General features: G+C 72.5%; 13 protein-coding genes. 11 read left to right on the top strand and 2 right to left on the bottom strand.

The window, feature by feature from the left end:
• Positions 1-163: 163 nt before the first annotated feature.
• The 8 genes from ACGFIB_RS26530 to ACGFIB_RS26495 all read left to right on the top strand — a co-directional run bounded on the left by ACGFIB_RS26530 (position 164) and on the right by ACGFIB_RS26495 (position 11198).
• Entirely contained in the window at positions 164-1648 is a 1485-nt protein-coding gene (locus ACGFIB_RS26530; protein ID WP_357263086.1) for a serine/threonine-protein kinase, read from the top strand.
• A 42-nt stretch (positions 1649-1690) separates the two neighbouring features.
• Positions 1691-3082 carry a serine/threonine-protein kinase gene (locus tag ACGFIB_RS26525; protein WP_393375792.1) on the top strand — a complete coding sequence of 464 codons (1392 nt, stop codon included), beginning with the start codon at positions 1691-1693 and terminating at the stop codon, positions 3080-3082.
• A 161-nt stretch (positions 3083-3243) separates the two neighbouring features.
• The gene (locus tag ACGFIB_RS26520) at positions 3244-4635 is read left to right on the top strand and encodes a class II fumarate hydratase (protein WP_142571264.1); all 1392 of its coding nucleotides are present in this window, start codon (positions 3244-3246) and stop codon (positions 4633-4635) included.
• A gap of 67 nt (positions 4636-4702) precedes the next feature.
• Positions 4703-5488: a 3-hydroxybutyrate dehydrogenase gene (locus ACGFIB_RS26515; RefSeq protein WP_142571263.1), complete on the top strand. Its 786-nt coding sequence runs from the start codon at positions 4703-4705 to the stop codon at positions 5486-5488.
• Positions 5473-7401: a helix-turn-helix domain-containing protein gene (locus ACGFIB_RS26510; protein ID WP_357263080.1), complete on the top strand. Its 1929-nt coding sequence runs from the start codon at positions 5473-5475 to the stop codon at positions 7399-7401. Before ACGFIB_RS26515 ends, ACGFIB_RS26510 begins: the two co-directional genes overlap by 16 nt.
• A 76-nt stretch (positions 7402-7477) precedes the next feature.
• Positions 7478-8815 carry an MFS transporter gene (locus tag ACGFIB_RS26505; RefSeq protein ID WP_393375789.1) on the top strand — a complete coding sequence of 446 codons (1338 nt, stop codon included), beginning with the start codon at positions 7478-7480 and terminating at the stop codon, positions 8813-8815.
• Positions 8815-10167, top strand: coding sequence for a 3-hydroxybutyrate oligomer hydrolase family protein (locus ACGFIB_RS26500; protein WP_393375786.1), 1353 nt, complete (start codon positions 8815-8817; stop codon positions 10165-10167). Before ACGFIB_RS26505 ends, ACGFIB_RS26500 begins: the two co-directional genes overlap by 1 nt.
• The gene (locus ACGFIB_RS26495) at positions 10164-11198 is read left to right on the top strand and encodes an alpha/beta fold hydrolase (protein WP_393375784.1); all 1035 of its coding nucleotides are present in this window, start codon (positions 10164-10166) and stop codon (positions 11196-11198) included. Before ACGFIB_RS26500 ends, ACGFIB_RS26495 begins: the two co-directional genes overlap by 4 nt.
• Before the next feature lie 16 nt (positions 11199-11214).
• Here the strand turns inward: ACGFIB_RS26495 and ACGFIB_RS26490 are convergent, their stop codons facing one another.
• Positions 11215-13164, bottom strand: a complete 1950-nt coding sequence (locus ACGFIB_RS26490; protein ID WP_393375780.1) for a glycosyltransferase family 2 protein — start codon at positions 13162-13164, stop codon at positions 11215-11217.
• A gap of 95 nt (positions 13165-13259) precedes the next feature.
• Complete coding sequence (locus tag ACGFIB_RS26485; RefSeq protein WP_393375778.1) at positions 13260-13970, bottom strand: aggregation-promoting factor C-terminal-like domain-containing protein; 711 nt, start codon at positions 13968-13970, stop codon at positions 13260-13262.
• 252 nt (positions 13971-14222) lie between these two features.
• On the opposite strand from ACGFIB_RS26485, the gene ACGFIB_RS26480 reads away from it, so the two are divergent.
• From ACGFIB_RS26480 to ACGFIB_RS26470, 3 genes are read left to right on the top strand one after another with little or no spacing between them, the layout of a single operon-like run.
• Positions 14223-14897, top strand: coding sequence for a response regulator transcription factor (locus ACGFIB_RS26480; protein ID WP_142571256.1), 675 nt, complete (start codon positions 14223-14225; stop codon positions 14895-14897).
• Positions 14894-16339 (top strand): sensor histidine kinase, encoded by a 1446-nt coding sequence (locus tag ACGFIB_RS26475; RefSeq protein ID WP_357240596.1) that lies wholly within the window; start codon positions 14894-14896, stop codon positions 16337-16339. Before ACGFIB_RS26480 ends, ACGFIB_RS26475 begins: the two co-directional genes overlap by 4 nt.
• Entirely contained in the window at positions 16336-16893 is a 558-nt protein-coding gene (locus tag ACGFIB_RS26470) for a hypothetical protein (protein ID WP_357240599.1), read from the top strand. The genes ACGFIB_RS26475 and ACGFIB_RS26470 overlap by 4 nt, the downstream gene beginning before the upstream one ends.
• Position 16894: the final 1 nt, after the last annotated feature.

The following is a 16894-nucleotide window of genomic DNA, read 5'->3' as shown; positions in this document are numbered from 1 at the left end:
CGGCGCATGGCCGGGATTCGGGCGTTTACACGGCCGGTCCCGTCCTTACCACCGGGCGCCGCTGATCTGCAGAGAGGTTGTCAGGAACTTTGACAGAAGATCTCAACAATTTCCCGGCATGGTCTCTACAGGTCGCACTACACAAATCGGTAAGCTGCCACCCATGCGTGCCCCGTCCGGATACCTGCTAGCCGCGCGCTATCGGCTGATCGAGCCGGTCGGGCGCGGCGGGATGGGCACTGTGTGGCGCGCGCATGACGAGCTGCTCGACCGCGAAGTGGCTGTCAAGGAGGTGCGGCTCCCCCTGGTCCTCGACGAGGACCTGCGGGCGGAGCTGTGCGCGCGCACCGAACGCGAGGGCCGGGCGACCGCCATGGTCGCCCACCCCGCGGTCATCACGGTCTTCGACGTCATCACCGAGGACGACCGGCCCTGGATCGTGATGGAGCTGCTCAGGGCCCGCTCGCTGGAGGAGGTCATCCGCCAGGAGGGCCCGCTGCCGCCGCGCCGGGTGGCCGACATCGGCCGGCAGGTGCTCGGCGCGCTGCGCGCCGTCCACGCCAAGGGCATCCTGCACCGGGACGTGAAGCCCAGCAACGTGCTGGTGACCGACGACGACCGGACGGTACTGACCGACTTCGGGCTGGCCGCCCTGGAGGGCGACGCCTCCATCACACAGGCCGGGATCGTCCTCGGCTCCGCCGGCTACATCGCCCCGGAACGCGTCCTCGGTGACAAGGCGAGCCCGGCGGCCGACCTGTGGTCGCTGGGCGCCACCCTCTACACCGCCGTCGAGGGCCGCGGCCTGCACGGCCGCCGCACGGCGGCGGCCGCGCTCGCGGCGCTGACCAGCGGCGCTCCGATCCCTATGGACAAGGCGGGTCCGCTCGCCCCGGTCCTTGGCGGCCTGCTCAAGATCGACCCCGCGGTCAGGCTCGACGGCGTGCGCGCGGCGCACGCGCTGTCCAGGATCGCCGCCGGAGGCATGGCCGAGGACCCGTTCACGTCCCCGTTCCGGGGCGGCCGGCCCACGCCGCCGCCCACGGCCTCGCAGCCCACCGCGCCCGAACCCCGCAAGCCGCCGCAGCGCGGCCAGCGGGGACAGCACCGGGCCGACTCGCGGCCCACACCCAAGGTGACCCCGCGCGACCGCGACTCCGGGCCCCACCGCCAGCAGGGGCCGTACGGACACGGCCAGCCGCACCGGCCCGGGGAGTACGGCCAGCCCCAGGCGTACGACCCGTACGTCCCGGCGCGCTACGACCTGTACGGCTCGCACGGGCAGTCCGGACAGTATGGACAGTTCGGCCAGAGCGGTCAGCTGCGGCACAGCCCACACAGCGGGCCGTACAGCGGATCCCACAGCGGGCCGCACAGCAGCTTCTTCAGCGGCCCGCACCAGCAGCCAGGGCAGCCAGGGCAGCCAGGGCAGTCCGGCCACCACCACGGCTATCCGCGCGACTTCGACTACGCGCGGGAGACGCCGGCCGTGCCGTCCCAGCGGCGGCGGCCGAGCGAGGGCCTGCACCGCAAGCCGCCGGAGCCCGCCCTTCACCAGGTCGCGCGCATCCCCGTGATGCGGCACGTGGCAAAGATGATCATGATGCTGCTCCCGCGCCGGTATTGGCCGAGAATCTTCATCAAGTGACCAGAAAGCGATTTCCAAGCTGGAATCGCTATCTTTCTATATATGCCGGAACAGCACCCTCGGCCGCTCGCCGACCGCTACGAGCTGCGCACCCGCATCGGCCGGGGAACCATGGGCACCGTCTGGCGGGCGTACGACCGGTCGCTGGGCCGCGAGATCGCGGTCAAGGAGATTCGCCAGGACCCCTCGCTCAGCCCCCGGCAACGCCAGGAGCTGCGCGAACGCATGATGCGCGAGGGCCGCATGGCGGCGCGCGTCAGCCATCCCTCCGTCGCCACCATCCACGACGTGATCGTGTCCGACGGCATCCCGTGGATCGTCATGGAGCTCGTCGAGGGCCGCTCGCTGGAACAGGTGATCGACGAGGAGGGGCCGCTGCCGCCGCGCCTGGTCGCGGAGATCGGCTACGACCTGCTCGGCGCGCTGCGGGCGGCCCACGCCCAGGACATCCTGCACCGCGACGTCAAACCGGCGAACGTGCTGCTGACCGAGACGGGCAGAGTGGTGCTGACCGACTTCGGCATCGCCAAGGCCCTGGGCGACCACGCGCTCACCCAGACCGGCATGGTGATCGGCTCGCCGGGATACACCGCTCCGGAGCGGGCCCGGGGCGAATACACCGGCCCCGAGTCCGACCTGTGGTCGCTCGGCGCGACGCTGTACTTCGCCGTCGAGGGGCGACCGGCCTATGAGCGCTCGACCGTCGGCGAGACGCTGGCCGCGTTGATGACGGAGGAGGCCGACCCGCCCACCCAGGCCGGGCCGTTGCGGCAGGTCCTGGACGGGCTCCTGGTGAAGGACCACACCGCGCGCCTCACGCCGGAGCGCGCCGCCGCGATGCTGCGCCTGATCGCCGACACCCCCACGGGCTCCATTCCCCGGGTGCTCCCGGAACCGGCACCGCCCGCCCCGGCTCCCGGAGGGAACATGACCGGACGGGACGCGACCGGACGGAACATGGCCGGAGACGACGAGGACGACGCGAACCGCACCATGATCGTCCCTCGCCCCGCGGGCGGCCTCCGCCTGCCGTCCCCGCCCTCTGGTGGCTCCCGGAACGGCGCTCCAGGCCGGCCCGAGCACGTCTCCGAAGCCGCGGACAGGCACAGCACCACGGTGCCCGGCAGGCTGCCCGGATGGAGACCGCCGGCGCCCCCGCCACCCGGCCCCGGCTTCACCGGGAACGGCCCGGCGCCAATGCCGGGGCCTCCCGCCACCCCACCGCATCCCGCCGCCCCACCTCACCCCGGCTCCCTCCCGCCCGGCGACCACGTGCCGGGAAGGCCGCCCAGCCTGGGCACCGACCTGTTCGCGATGCGCGACCCGGCCGGTCCGGACGCCAAGACGCAGGTCCGGGTGCTCGTGACGATGGGAATCGCGCTCGTCGGCGTCCTCGCGCTGATCCTCCTGGCTGTCTTCATCTTCGCCAAATGAGGGATCAGCTACGCCGATGCCGTCCGCCTGCCCGGACAGGAGAGCAAGGTCGCGAAGGCCCTCGCCGGCGCCTGATCGAGGGCGGTGGCCGATACTCACCGTTCAGATGGCGCGCAACCGGGGCAGGAACGTGCCGTAGGAAGACCCTGAAGGACTGAGGCATGGACGAATTTCGCATCGAGCACGACTCCATGGGCGAGGTCCGAGTGCCCGCCCGTGCCAAGTGGCGGGCCCAGACGCAGCGGGCGGTGGAGAACTTCCCGGTGTCCGGCCGGGGGCTTGAGCCGGCCCACATCGCGGCGCTCGCCAGGATCAAGGCCGCCTGCGCGAAGGTCAACGCCGAGTACGGCGTGATCGACAAGGACATGGCGCAGGCGATCCAGGAGGCCGCGAGCGAGGTGGCCGACGGCGGATGGGACGAGCAGTTCCCCGTGGACGTGTTCCAGACCGGGTCGGGCACCTCGTCCAACATGAACATGAACGAGGTCGTGGCCACGCTCGCCCAGGAGCGGCTCGGGCAGCCCGTCCATCCCAACGACCACGTCAACGCCGCCCAGTCGTCCAACGACGTCTTCCCGTCCTCCATCCACGTCGCGGCGACGTTCGCCGTGGTGCACGAGCTGACGCCCGCGCTGGAGCACCTGGCGACCGCGCTGGAGGAGAAGGCGACCGAGTTCGCCGACGTGGTGAAGTCGGGCCGCACCCATCTGATGGACGCGACGCCGGTCACGCTCGGCCAGGAGTTCGGCGGCTACTCCACCCAGGTCGAGCTGGCGCTCGAACGGCTTCAGGCGGCGCTGCCACGCCTGGCCGAGCTGCCGCTGGGCGGGACGGCCGTGGGCACCGGCGTGAACGTGCCGGGTCCCGCCTGGGCGCAGGCCGTGATCGCCGAGCTGAGCCGGACGACCGGCCTGCCGTTCACCGAGGCCAGGGATCACTTCGAGGCACAGGGCGCACGTGACGGCCTGGTCGAGCTGTCGGGCATGCTCAAAGTGATCGCCGTCTCACTCAACAAGATCGCCAACGACCTGCGCTGGATGGGGTCGGGCCCGCGCGCGGGGCTGGGTGAGATCAACCTGCCCGACCTGCAGCCGGGTTCCTCGATCATGCCGGGGAAGGTCAACCCGGTGATCCCGGAGGCCGTCACGATGGTGGCCGCGCAGGTCGTGGGCAACGACGCCGCGATCACGATGGCCGGGGCCTCGGGGTCGTTCGAGCTCAACGTGATGCTGCCGGTGATGGCCCGCAACGTGCTGGAGTCGATCCGGCTGCTGGCCAACGTGTCGCGGCTGCTCGCCGACCGGTGCGTCGGCGGGATCACCGCCAACGTGGAGCGCCTGCGCGAGTACGCCGAGTCGTCGCCCTCGATCGTCACCCCGCTCAACCGATACGTGGGGTACGAGGAGGCCGCCAGGATCGCCAAACAGGCGCTGAAGGAGCGCAAGACGATCCGGGAGGTCGTCATCGAGCGCGGCCACGTGGCGAGCGGGGCGCTGACCGAGGAGCAGCTCGACCAGGCGCTGGACGTGCTGTCCATGGCCCGCCCCACATAGGACGGCGGGCATCTATGTCGCCGGCCGCCATGTGCCGGTGAGGGCGTGGTTCCTATCGTGAGGCAGCATGAGCCTTGAAGGGCGTCTTGAAGGGCGCACGGCCCTCGTCACCGGCGCGGGGAGCGGTATCGGACGGGCGTGTGCCCGGCGCCTGGCCGCCGAGGGCGCGCACGTCGTCGTCGCCGACATCAACGCCGAGGCCGCGGGCACGGTGGCGGCCGAGATCGGCGGCACGCCGGTGGCCGTCGACCTGTCCGATCCGGATTTCCTGGTGACCTGGCGGGGCCGGCTCCCGTCCTCGCCGGACACCCGCCTCCAGGCCGACATCGTGGTCAACAACGCGGGCTTCCAGCACGTCGCCCCGATCGAGGACTTCCCGCCCGAGATCTTCAGCAGGATCATGCGGGTGATGGTCGAGGCGCCGTTCCTGCTCGTGCGGGACGTGCTGCCCGGCATGTACGAGCGCGGCTGGGGCCGCGTCGTCAACATCTCCTCGGTGCACGGCCTGCGCGCCTCGCCGTTCAAGGCGGCCTACGTGACGGCCAAGCACGCGCTGGAGGGCCTGTCGAAGGTGATCGCCCTCGAAGGCGCGCCGCACGGCGTGACCTCCAACTGCGTCAACCCCGCCTACGTCCGGACGCCGCTGGTGGAGAACCAGATCGCCGACCAGGCGCGCACCCACGGGATCAGCGAGGACGAGGTGGTGGAGCAGATCATGCTCGCCCCCGCGGCGGTCAAGCGGCTGATCGAGCCGGACGAGGTGGCCGAGATGGTCGCCTACCTGTGCGGCCCGCGGGGATCGTTCGTCACCGGCGTCTCGATCCCCATCGACGGAGGATGGAGCGCGCGCTGACCCCGAAGGCCACGAGAAAGACGGACGGCGCGTACGCGTACCTCGACCTGCTCGCCCGGGAGGCGTCCGCGGTCGAGTTCGAGGGGCCGATCCTGCAGGCCAGGGCGGCCGGGGCCGACTCGGCGACGCTGGAGGAGCTGGAGCGGGCCAAGGTCGCGGCGCTGCAGGTGCGGGCCGTGCTGCGCCGGCGGGCCAAGCGGGAGGCGGAGCTGTCGGCGCTGTTCGACACCGCCAGCGACCTGGCCGGGCTGCGCGACCTCGACGCGGTGCTCGAGGCCATCGTGCACCGGGCCAGGCAGTTGCTCGCGACCGACATCGCGTACATGACGCTGAACGACCCCGAGCGCGGCGACACCTACATGCGGGTGACCGACGGGTCGATCTCGGCCAGCTTCCGGCGGCTGCGGCTGCCCATGGGCGCCGGGCTGGGCGGGCTGGTGGCGCAGAGCGGCACGCCGTACAACACGGCGGACTACTTCGCCGACCCCAGGTTCCGGCACACGAACACGATCGACGTGGCCGTCCACGAGGAGGGCCTGGTGGCGATCCTCGGCGTGCCGCTGCGGCTCGGCACGCAGGTCATCGGCGTGCTGTTCGCGGCCAACCGCAGCGCCAGGCCGTTCGCGCAGGAGGAGGTGGCGCTGCTGTGCTCGCTGGCGGCGCACGCCGCCGTGGCCATCGACACCGCCAGGCTGCTGCAGGAGACCCGGGCCGCGCTGACCGAGCTGAGTGAGGCGAACACGCTGATCAGGGCGCACAGCGAGTCGATCGAGCGGGCCGCCGACGCGCACGACCGGATGACCGGCCTCGTGCTGCGCGGCGGCCTGCGTGGAGGCGGGGTCGAGGACGTCGCCGCGGTCGTCACCGAGGTGCTGGGCGGCCGCCTGACCGTGCTGGACGACGAGGGCCGCCCCCTTGTGGGCGAGTCCGGCGACCTGGACACGGGGGTCTTCGACGCCGCCCAGTCCTCGCGGGCGCTGGGCCGCACGGTCAAGCGGGGGGACGCGTACGTCGCGTCCGTGGACGTCGGTGCGGCGCCGCTGTGCACGCTGGTCCTGCGGACCGACGACCCGGTGTCCGACACCGACCAGCGGATTCTGGAGCGTGCCGCGATCGTCACGGCGCTGCTGCTGCTGTTTCGCCGGAGCGTGGCCGAGGCGGAGGGGCGGGTGCGCGGCGAGCTGCTCGACGACCTGGTCTCCCGCCCCGAGCTGCGCGGGCTGGACGACCGGGCGCGGCGGCTCGGCGTCGATCTCGACGCGCCGCACGTGCTGGTCGTGGCGCGGCACGACGGGCAGCGGGAGCGCGCCGCCTTCTGGGCGTCGTCGCAGGCGACGCTGGCGCACGGCCTGGCCACCGCCCGGGGCGACGAGGTCGTGCTGCTGCTGCCCGGCGACCGGCCCGGCGCGCTGGCCCGGCGTGTCGCCGCCGAGCTGAGCGCCTCGCTCGGCCGCCCCGCGACGGCGGGGGCCGCTCCGGCCTCCGGACCCGCCTCCGGGCCGGTGGCCGCGGTGGCGTCCGCCTACGCCGAGGCCCGGCGCTGCGCCGGGGCGCTGGTCGCGCTGGGCCGTACGGGGGACGGCGCGAGCGCCGAGGAGCTGGGCTTCGTCGGCCTGCTCGTGGGCGAACGGCGCGAGGTGTCCGGCTTCCTGTCCGGCGCCATCGGGCCGGTGCTCGACTATGACGCGCGCCGGGGAACCGCCCTGGTCAAGACGCTGAACGCCTACTTCGGCACGGGCGGCTCGCTGTCGCGCACGGCCGAGGCCCTGCACATCCACGTCAACACGGTGACTCAGCGGCTCGACCGCGTGGGGCAGTTGCTCGGCGAGGACTGGCAGGAGCCCGGGCGCGCCCTGGAGATCCAGCTCGCCCTGCGGCTGCACCGGCTGCGCACCCACATGCCGGACACCTGAGGTGTGTGGCGGCACCCCATAGGAGTGACCTCGGTCACTGCATACCGTTGCGGAACCCCCCATCGGAGGAGTTCCCATGGCAAACACTCCACCTGCCCGGATCGGAAAGGTCGTCGGGGCCAGCCTGATCGGCACCACCATCGAGTGGTACGACTTCTTCCTGTACGGCTCGGCCGCCGCCCTGGTGTTCAACAAGCTGTTCTTCCCCACCGAGGACGAGCTGACCGGCACGCTGCTGGCGTTCCTCACCTACGCCGTCGGCTTCGTCGCCCGTCCCCTCGGCGGCCTGGTCTTCGGCCACTACGGCGACCGGCTCGGCCGCAAGCGGCTGCTGGTCGTCAGCCTGCTCATGATGGGCGGCGCGACGTTCCTGATCGGCCTGCTGCCGACGTACGCCACCCTCGGCGCCGGCGCGCCGCTGCTGCTGACCGTGCTCCGCCTGGTGCAGGGTTTCGCCCTGGGCGGCGAGTGGGGCGGCGCGGTGCTGCTGGTCTCCGAGCACGGCGACCCCCGCCACCGCGGCTTCTGGGCGTCCTGGCCGCAGGCCGGCGCTCCCGGCGGCAACCTGATCGCCACCGGCGTGCTGGCGCTGCTGGCCGCGGTGCAGCCCGACGACGCCTTCCTCGCCTGGGGCTGGCGGATCGCGTTCCTGCTGTCCGGGGTGCTCGTGCTGATCGGCCTGTGGATCAGGCTGACGGTCGCCGAGTCGCCGCTGTTCCAGGAGGCGCTGGAGCGGCAGGAGCCCGCGCCGAAGGCCCCCATCGCCGGCGTGCTGCGCCACCACTGGCGTGACGTGCTGGTGGCGATGGGCGCCCGGATGGCGGAGAACGTCTCCTACTACGTGATCACCGCGTTCGTCCTCGTGTACGGCACGACCGCGGCGGGGCTGCCCAAGGGCACCGTGCTCAACGCCGTGCTGATCGGCTCGGCGTTCCACTTCGTCACGATCCCGCTGTGGGGCGCGCTGTCGGACCGGATCGGCCGCAGGCCCGTATATCTTCTCGGCGCCACCGGCGTCGGCCTGTGGGCCTTCGCGTTCTTCCCGCTGATCGACACGGGGAACTTCGCCCTGGTCACCGTGGCGGTGACGGTCGGCCTGCTGCTCCACGGCGCGATGTACGGCCCGCAGGCGGCGTTCTTCTCCGAGCTGTTCGCCACCCGGATGCGCTACTCGGGTGTGTCGATCGGCTACCAGCTCGCCTCGATCGCGGCCGGCGGCGTGGCCCCGCTGATCGCGGTCGCGCTGCTCGACGCGTACGGGTCGAGCGTGCCGATCTCCGTCTACGTGGTGGCGGCGGCGATCCTCACGGTGATCGCGGTGATCGCCTCCAGGGAGACCCGCGACCGCGACCTGTCGGCCATCGAGCCGACCTCGGGCGCCACCCGGGCCGCCGCGATCGTGAAGGAGGCCTGATGAGGGCTCTCGCCGTCCTCGCGCTGGCGCTCCCCCTGGCCGTCGCCGCCCCAGCACAGGCCAGCACAGCACAGGCCGGCACAGTACAGGCGGGCACGTGCCCGAAGGTGACCGTGCCGGGCGCGCAGAAGCAGGTGGCCGCCTGCCTCGACGACCTCACCACCAGGGGCACGCAGGCCTCCGGCCACACCGACCCGTCGGACTGGTCGGGCCTCAACTCCCCCGGAGCCGTGAACCCCGGCGGCGTGCCCGGCCTGCAGATCGACGGCTACTTCCCCGACACCTCCACCGGGAACACCAACCACGGCTGGAACCACGACGCGCAGTTCGTCATCCGGCTGCCCCAGCACTGGAACGGCGGCCTGGTCGTCGCCGGGTCGCCCGGCAACCGGGAGACCTACGCCAACGACTTCACGATCTCCGACTGGGCGCTGGCCAAGGGCTACGCGTACGCCGCGACCGACAAGGGCAACACCGGCGCCGAGTTCTACCGCGACGGCGTACGGCCCGGTGACGCGGTGGCCGAGTGGAACCGCCGGGTCAGCGAGCTGGCGGTCGCCGCCAAGACGGTCGTCCGGCAGCGGTACGGCAGGCCGGCCCGCACGACGATCGCGGCCGGTCAGTCCAACGGCGGCTACCTGGTCCGCTGGCAGATCGAGAACCGTCCCGACCTGTTCGACGGCGGCGTCGACTGGGAGGGCACGCTCTTCACCGCCGACGGACCCAACCTGCTGACGGTCCTGCCGCCCGCGCTGCGCGCGTACGCGAAGGGCGACACGGCCGGGGTCGCGGCGGCGGGCTTCGCACCGGAGTCCGACTTCCTGTGGCCGTTCCACTACCAGTACTACTGGGATCTCACCCAGCGCCTCTACCGCGAGGAGTTCGACCCCGGCTACGACGGCGACGCCGAGGCGGGCACGCCGTTCTGCGCCTCCGGCACGCCCGGCTGCGACACCGACTACGACTACGCCTCCAGGCCCGCGGCGGTGAAGCAGGCGGTCGCGCGCGTGAGCCTCAGCGGGAAGATCAAGCGGCCGCTGGTCATCGTCCACGGCACCCTGGACACGCTGCTGCCGATCCGCGAGGATTCCGACGTCTACGCCACGATGATCGCCGACCGGCACCGCGACCGGCTGCTGCGCTACTACCGCGTCGAGGGCGGCAACCACGTCGACAGCCTCTACCCGGCCTTCCCCGACCGGCTGCGGCCCCTGCTGCCCTGCTTCCGCAGCGCGTTCACCGCGCTGGAGGCGTGGATCGCCACGGGCACGCCGCCGCCGCCGAACGCCACTCTGCCTCGCCCGGCCACGGGCGACCTCGAGAACACCTGCACCTTGGGAGCAACACCATGACCCTGCCCATATCCGCCGAGCGTGTCAGCACTCCCCGTCTGACCCTCAACGTCCTGTCGGTGCCCGGCTCGGCGGGCGACGCGGTGGTGTTCGTGCACGGCAACGTCTCCTCCAGCGCGTTCTGGCACGCGACGATGATCGCGATCGCGGCCGAGGGGTTCCGGCCGTACGCGCTCGACCTGCGCGGCTTCGGCGACTCCGACCCCGAGCCGGTGGACGCGAGCCGGGGCGTGCGCGACTACTCCGACGACCTGCTCGCGCTGCTCGGTCACCCGTCGTTCGAAGACCTCGGGCCCGTGCACCTGGTGGGCTGGAGCCTCGGCGGCGGAGTCGTCATGCAGGCCATGCGCGACCGGCCCGCGGCCGTCCGCAGCGCCACGCTGGTCAACCCCGTCTCGCCGTACGGCTTCGGCGGCACCACAGGCCCGGACGGCGTGCTCACAGGCCCGGACGGCGTGGGCTCCGGCGGCGGCGCGGCCAACCCCGAGTTCGTGGCGGCGCTCCGGGCGGGCGACCGGTCGGCCGACTCCCCCGTCTCGCCACGGGCCGTGCTGCGCGCCACGTACGTCGCCGCCGGAACCGACCTGGGCGAGGAGGAGGACGCGTTCGTGGAGTCGATGCTGTCCACCCGGATCGGCGAGGACCACTACCCGGGCGACTTCCTCCCCTCGGAGGCCTGGCCGGGCGTGGCCCCCGGCAAGCGGGGCGTGCTCAACACGATCGCGCCGACGAACTTCCGGATCGACGACCTGCACGAGATCGACCCGAAGCCGCCCATCCTGTGGATCAGGGGCGACCAGGACATGATCGTCTCGGACACGTCGCTGTTCGACCTCGCGCACCTGGGGGCGATCGGCGCCGTACCCGGCTGGGACGGCACGCCCGCCCAGCCCATGGTGACCCAGACGCGGACCGCGCTGGACCGCTACGGCGCGTATCGGGAGGTCGTCGTCGCGGGCGCCGGCCACGGCCCGCACCTCGACAGGCCGGCGGAGTTCCGCGCGGCGCTGCTCGCGCACCTGCGCGGATAACCAGCGCGATCCGGAGTCAGCGGCGCTCGCGCAGGACGCGGACGACGATGCGCCGCAGCAGTGAGGGGGCCTGCGGCGACGCCCCGGCGGGCAGGAGGCGCACCTGCCCGCCGCGGCGCACCGTCAGCCCGAACAGCAGGTCCACGTCCTTCTGGTCGACCCGGAGCGCGGGCCGCCAGGATCCCGGGCCGAGGCAGTCGTCCTCGCCCATCCGGCTCACCGGCACCCGCGCGACGAGCTGCCCGGCCACCCGGCCGGGTATCCCCGGCTCGACCAGCGCGGGCACGACCATGCTGCGCCCGCGCCCGTCCTGCTCGCGCAGCACCAGCTCGGCCGGCGGCCCGCCGCTCGGCGGCACGTACGGCACGGGCACGACGACGAAGACGTGCCCCTCCTGCCTGGCCACGGTGGCCCGGGACGAGACCAGCGCGATCGACTCGGGAAACGACTTGGGCTCCACGCAGACGCCCAGCTCGCCGCGCTCGGACCAGCACGGCACAACGAGCCGCCTGGGCTCGCCGGCGAGCGCGCCCGCGCAGCTCATCGGCAGAGCGGGCCGGGCCACCCGGGTGCGGCCCGCGCGGATGCCCCGCATGCGCACGTGGACCTCCCACAGCCCGGCGGGCAGCGGCCGTCCGAGGGCCGCCGCGCCGGCGTCGAGGCGGGCCTGGCCGCTCACCCACACGCGCGCCTGGTCCCCGAGTGCCGCGCGGCCCACCGAGCAGGTGACCGGCAGGGAGTGGATCACGCCGGTCTCCACGTGGCGGACGCAGACCTCCACACGGGCCCTGCGCACCGCGTCGGTCACGTCGGCGCTCTCGTCGTCGAGCAGGCCGTCGAACGGGCCCTCGGCCCCGGGTGGCGGGGTCCACAGCAGCCGGTCGCCCCGCTGCCGCAGCCACAGCGGGGCGCCCCCGGCCCGCAGGATTTCCACGCTCAGGTCGAGCTGCAGCACGCCCTGGTCCCAGCGCAGCTCCCGCAGGTCCGCGCTGAGCCTGGTGCCCCGGGACGCCTCCGCGAGCGCGATCAGCCCGTCGATGCGGTCCAGGCGCAGCAGCGCCGTACGGGCGCGCAGGTGCGCCGGCAGGTGAGCGTCGAGCGCGGCGGGAAAGCGGTCGAGGGTGAAGCGGCGCAGGAAGGAGAACAGGATCATCCGTTCGTCCGGTTCGGCCGCGAGGAACCGCGCGCCCGCGAGGCGGCGCAGCCCGAGCGTCCGATACCAGTGGGCCTGGATGCGCTCACGCTGCGAGCCCGGCTCGGTGTAGGCGTCCACGACATCGAAGATCCCGTTGAGGCCGTCGAAGAGCGCCTCGGCGTCCGGTGTCTCCTCCTCCGCCGTGCCCGGGGAAGCCGGGCCCAGGTGGCAGCAGATCTCGTCGGCCAGCACGGCGATCACCTTCGCGGTGAGGTACGCCCTGGTCACGAACGCCTGCTCCGACAGCGGCCGGTCGGCGAAGCGGAGCTGGCAGGTCTCCAGGAAGTCGCGGCTGAACAGCTTGTGCGCCGTCGGCAGCGCGAGGAGGTGGTCGCGCAGCACGTCGGCCCGGTCCCGGTCGCGGGCGAAGGCGGCCGGCGGCGGTCCCTGGTCGGCGATCCTGCCGATCAGCACGTCCGCGTCGGTCTCCACGGCTCTGTCGTACATCCGCTCCAGCGCGTGCGGCTCAAGCCTGTCGTACTGGCCGAGCAGGTAGACGTACTCGCCGCGGGCCACGGACAGGCCGACGTTGCGCCCGCGCGCGGGCGAGCCGCTGTGGTCGAGGTGCAGGACCCGCACGTTGTCGCGCTGCTCGGCGATCGCGTCGAGCCGCCTGCGGGTCCCGTCCGTCGACCCGTCGTCGGCGAACACGACCTCGTACTCGTCCGGCGGCAGCGACTGCTCCAGCACCGAACGCACGCACGCGCCGAAGGCGTCGTTCGACAGCCCGGGGTTGGACACGGGCATAACCACGCTGACCTTCACACCCATGACGCCAAGGGTGCAGTGCGGCCCCCGCCGTACGCGCGGGCTTGCCGAAAGGTCGAGAAACCCTGACCAGAGTTTCGCGGATCAGACGCCGCGAACTAGTACCAGCCGGTGGACTGGGAGTGCCCCCAGGCGCCGCAGGGCGTCTTGTAGCGGCCGGCGATGTAGCCGAGCCCCCACTTGATCTGGGTGGCGGGGTTGGTCTGCCAGTCGGAGCCCGCGCTCGCCATCTTGCTGCCGGGCAGCGACTGGGGGATTCCGTAGGCGCCGCTGTAGCGGTTCATGGCCCGCTCGTTCCAGTGGCTCTCCCTGTCCCACAGCTTCTCCAGGCAGCCCCACTCGCCGCCCCAGCCGCGCGCCTCGGCCATCTGCTTGCCGAGCGCCTTGTTGCTGCCGGGGTCCGGGGTGGAGCCGGGCGGGAAGGCGGCGGGGTTGAAGCCGCCACCGCCGGGGGCCTTCTCGGCGATCTCGACCGGGTCGAGACCCTTCTTCCGATCGTCGCGGGTGCTCTGCAGCCTGTCCTTGCGCAGCGCCTGGACCGCCTGTTCCTTGAGGATGTCGGTCTCGGGGTCGGGCGCGTTCGGGTCGAGGGCGAGGAAGCTGTCCGGGCCCAGCACCTGCTTGGGCGCGTTGCCGTGCTCGACCGAGGTGCGGATCACGAAGGCCGTCCCACCCGCGAGCACGGCCACGCTGACCGAGAGGATCGCGATCCGCGCGGGCGTCAGCCGGCCCGGCCGGGAGCGGCCGTCAGCCCCCCGCCGGGGCCGGGGGGCGCGGGGGCGATCCTTCAACTGCTGACCAGAGCTCACGGCTTATGAGCTTGCCCTGTGGTGGGGGGTGCTCCGCAACCGAATCGTGGTACCTGTTTGGTGACTTCTTGACCCGACCGCCGATCACATGGACTTTCCCCAACAATGTGATTTTAGTCACACTTTACGCCACAGGGAGGGGCGTGGGTGCCCGGTACCAGCCTGCTCCCGCTTTTTGATGATGGGGTGCGAACGAGGTCACGGGACTGAGACAAATAGGGGAATTGGTGAGGTCCGCCCCATAATGACCGGGTGGCAGGCATCCTCCTGGTCGAAGACGACCCCTCGGTCCGCGCCGGACTCGAGCTCGCGCTCACCCGGCAGGGCCACTCGGTGACCGCGTACGCCACCGGCGAGGAGGCTCTCGACCACGTGCGCTCCCGCCGTCCCGAGATCGCGATCCTCGACGTCATGCTGCCCGGCATCGACGGGGTCGAGGTGTGCCGCCGCATCCGCAGGCTCGGCCCGTTGCCGATCATCCTGCTCACGGCCAGGGGCGACGACCTCGACGTGGTGGTGGGGCTGGAGGCCGGCGCGGACGACTACGTCGTCAAACCGGTCGAGCCGCGGGTCCTGGACGCCCGCATCCGCGCCATCCTGCGCCGCCTCGAGTCGGCCACGCCCGACCGCCTCACCTTCGGCGATCTCGTGATCGACCGCGGAGCCCTCAAGGTGAGCCTCGCGGGCAAGGAGATCCACCTCACCCCGACCGAGCTGCGCCTGCTGCTCGAACTGGTCCGCCACCCCGGTCAGGTGCTCAACCGCCGCTACCTCCTGCGCGCCGTCTGGGACCACACGCACGTGGCGGACTCGCGGCTGGTCGACGCGTGCGTGCAGCGCATCAGGGCCAAGATCGAACCGGCGCCCGCCGACCCCGTCTACATCCACACCGTGCGCGGCTTCGGGTACCGCTTCAGCCCGCCATGACCTGGGTGCCCACCGGGCTGCGGGCCCGGCTGGTGATCACCTTCCTGCTGGTGGCGGTCACCGCGTCTGCCATGGTGGCGGGCCTGGGATATCAGATCATCCGCCGGGGGCTCCTGGAGCACGCGGAGCGGGGCGCGGTCGCCGACGTGCGCGAGACGCTGTCCAGGATCACGCTGCCGATCGGCGCGAGCGACGTGGTCTGGCCGAGCGACACCACCGTCACCGACGAGGACCTCGGCGGGGTGGTGCAGGCGCTCGAGGCCCCGGAGCGGACCGTCATCGTGACCTACGGCGACCACCAGAGCTCCAACGCCGGCGCCAGGTTCACCATGACCGACGTGCCCGACCAGCTCCGCTGGCAGGCGGCCCGGCGGCTGGTCCACCAGAGGGTGCTGCTCAGGGACCGTCCGTGGCTGATCGTCGCCACGCAGATCCAGCGGGCCGCCCGCGACGGCGTGCTGCGCCCGACGGGCCTGACGGCCTACGTCTTCGTGCCGCTGTCGGAGGAGCAGGCCGTGCTGTCCCGCCTCAAGGCCGCCCTCGCGCAGGCCGGAGGCATCACGCTCGTCCTGGCGGTGACCCTGGCCCTGCTGTCGGCCCGGCGGGTGCTGCTGCCCGTACGGCGGCTGGGCGCCGCCGCCCGCGCCCTCGGCGCCGGTGAGCTGCAGGTCCGCCTCCCCGTACGGGGCAGGGACGAGCTGGCGGAGCTGACCGCGACGTTCAACGAGACGGCGGCGGCGCTGGAGGACACCGTCTCGGAGCTGCGGACGCTGGAGTCGATGTCGCGGCGGTTCGTCGCGGACGTCTCCCACGAGCTGCGCACGCCGCTGACCGCGATGACCGCGGTGACGGACATGCTGTCGGAGGACGCCGAGGACCTTCCGGACGACGCCGGGGAGGCCGTGCGGATCGTCGTCCGTGAGATCGACAGGCTGCGGGTGCTGGTCGAGCACCTCATCGAGATCAGCCGGTTCGACGCCGGCGCCGCCACCCTCCGCCGGGAGACCGTCGACGTGGGCGACGCGCTGGCCGACTGCCTGGAGATGCGGGGCTGGGCCGACCGGGTGAAGCTCACCGTGCCCGTCGGGCTCACCTTCTCCCTGGACGCACGGAGGTTCGACGTGATCGTGGCCAACCTCGTCGGCAACGCTCTCAACCACGGCGCGCCCCCCGTGGTGGTGAGCGCGCGGGTCGCGGTCGGCGGCGAGAATCACGGAGCGCTCGAAGTGACCGTCCGCGACCACGGGAGCGGCATCCCGGAGGAGGTCCTCCCCCACGTCTTCGACCGCTTCTACAAGGCGGGCACCGACCGGGCCAGGAGCGTGGGCAGCGGTCTCGGCCTGGCCATCGCCAAGGCCAACGCCGAACTGCACGGCGGTTCGATCAGGGCCGAGCGCTGCGACCCCGGCACCCTCTTCCGCGTCTGGATCCCGAAACAATGAACAGGAGACGGATCAGGCACGCGGCCGCGGCCCTGCTCGCGGGGCTGCTCACGGCGCCGGCGGCCTGCGGGGTCGCACCGAGCCGGGTGATCGACGCCGGTCCCGCGCCGGTCATCAGCGGCACCCCCACCCTCGTCACGATCTACCTGCTGCAGGACGGCCGGCTGCGGCCCACCCGGGTCGCGGCGCGCTCGCCGCACGTCAACGACGCGCTGGACGCGCTGTTCGCGGCCAGCGGGCGGACGTCGAACCGGCTGTCGACCGCGCTGACCGGGCTCACCCTGGCCCAGGTGCAGCTCGTCAGGTACGCCCCGGACGCGGGCAGCCGCAACGACCCCGACAACACCCTCAGCCTGCGCGTACGGCTGTTCGTGAGCGGCTGGAAGATCACCAGGACCGCCATGGCCCAGATCACCTGCACGGCACGGCTGCGCCCGGAGATCTGGGCCGTGGAGATCGCTCACGCCACTCCCGACAGGAACGGCCCCCTGAAGGTCCACACCTGCCGGGAGTTCTGGGATCTGGCCCCCAAGGACGGCCATCTCCCCCCGTGAC

Origin of the sequence: Microbispora bryophytorum (assembly GCF_043197435.1) — a bacterium.
In the GTDB taxonomy this organism is placed as follows: Bacteria; Actinomycetota; Actinomycetes; order Streptosporangiales; family Streptosporangiaceae; genus Microbispora; species Microbispora bryophytorum.
The sequence above is the reverse complement of the archived record's forward strand: the minus strand, read 5'-3'. Positions and strand labels throughout refer to the sequence as shown.

Coding starts and splice junctions, on each gene's coding strand:
- ACGFIB_RS26530 (WP_357263086.1), top strand. CDS start 164: ATGCGTGCCCCGTCCGGATACCTGCTAGCCGCGCGCTATCGGCTGATC.
- ACGFIB_RS26525 (WP_393375792.1), top strand. CDS start 1,691: ATGCCGGAACAGCACCCTCGGCCGCTCGCCGACCGCTACGAGCTGCGC.
- ACGFIB_RS26520 (WP_142571264.1), top strand. CDS start 3,244: ATGGACGAATTTCGCATCGAGCACGACTCCATGGGCGAGGTCCGAGTG.
- ACGFIB_RS26515 (WP_142571263.1), top strand. CDS start 4,703: ATGAGCCTTGAAGGGCGTCTTGAAGGGCGCACGGCCCTCGTCACCGGC.
- ACGFIB_RS26510 (WP_357263080.1), top strand. CDS start 5,473: ATGGAGCGCGCGCTGACCCCGAAGGCCACGAGAAAGACGGACGGCGCG.
- ACGFIB_RS26505 (WP_393375789.1), top strand. CDS start 7,478: ATGGCAAACACTCCACCTGCCCGGATCGGAAAGGTCGTCGGGGCCAGC.
- ACGFIB_RS26500 (WP_393375786.1), top strand. CDS start 8,815: ATGAGGGCTCTCGCCGTCCTCGCGCTGGCGCTCCCCCTGGCCGTCGCC.
- ACGFIB_RS26495 (WP_393375784.1), top strand. CDS start 10,164: ATGACCCTGCCCATATCCGCCGAGCGTGTCAGCACTCCCCGTCTGACC.
- ACGFIB_RS26490 (WP_393375780.1), bottom strand. CDS start 13,164: ATGGGTGTGAAGGTCAGCGTGGTTATGCCCGTGTCCAACCCCGGGCTG.
- ACGFIB_RS26475 (WP_357240596.1), top strand. CDS start 14,894: ATGACCTGGGTGCCCACCGGGCTGCGGGCCCGGCTGGTGATCACCTTC.
- ACGFIB_RS26470 (WP_357240599.1), top strand. CDS start 16,336: ATGAACAGGAGACGGATCAGGCACGCGGCCGCGGCCCTGCTCGCGGGG.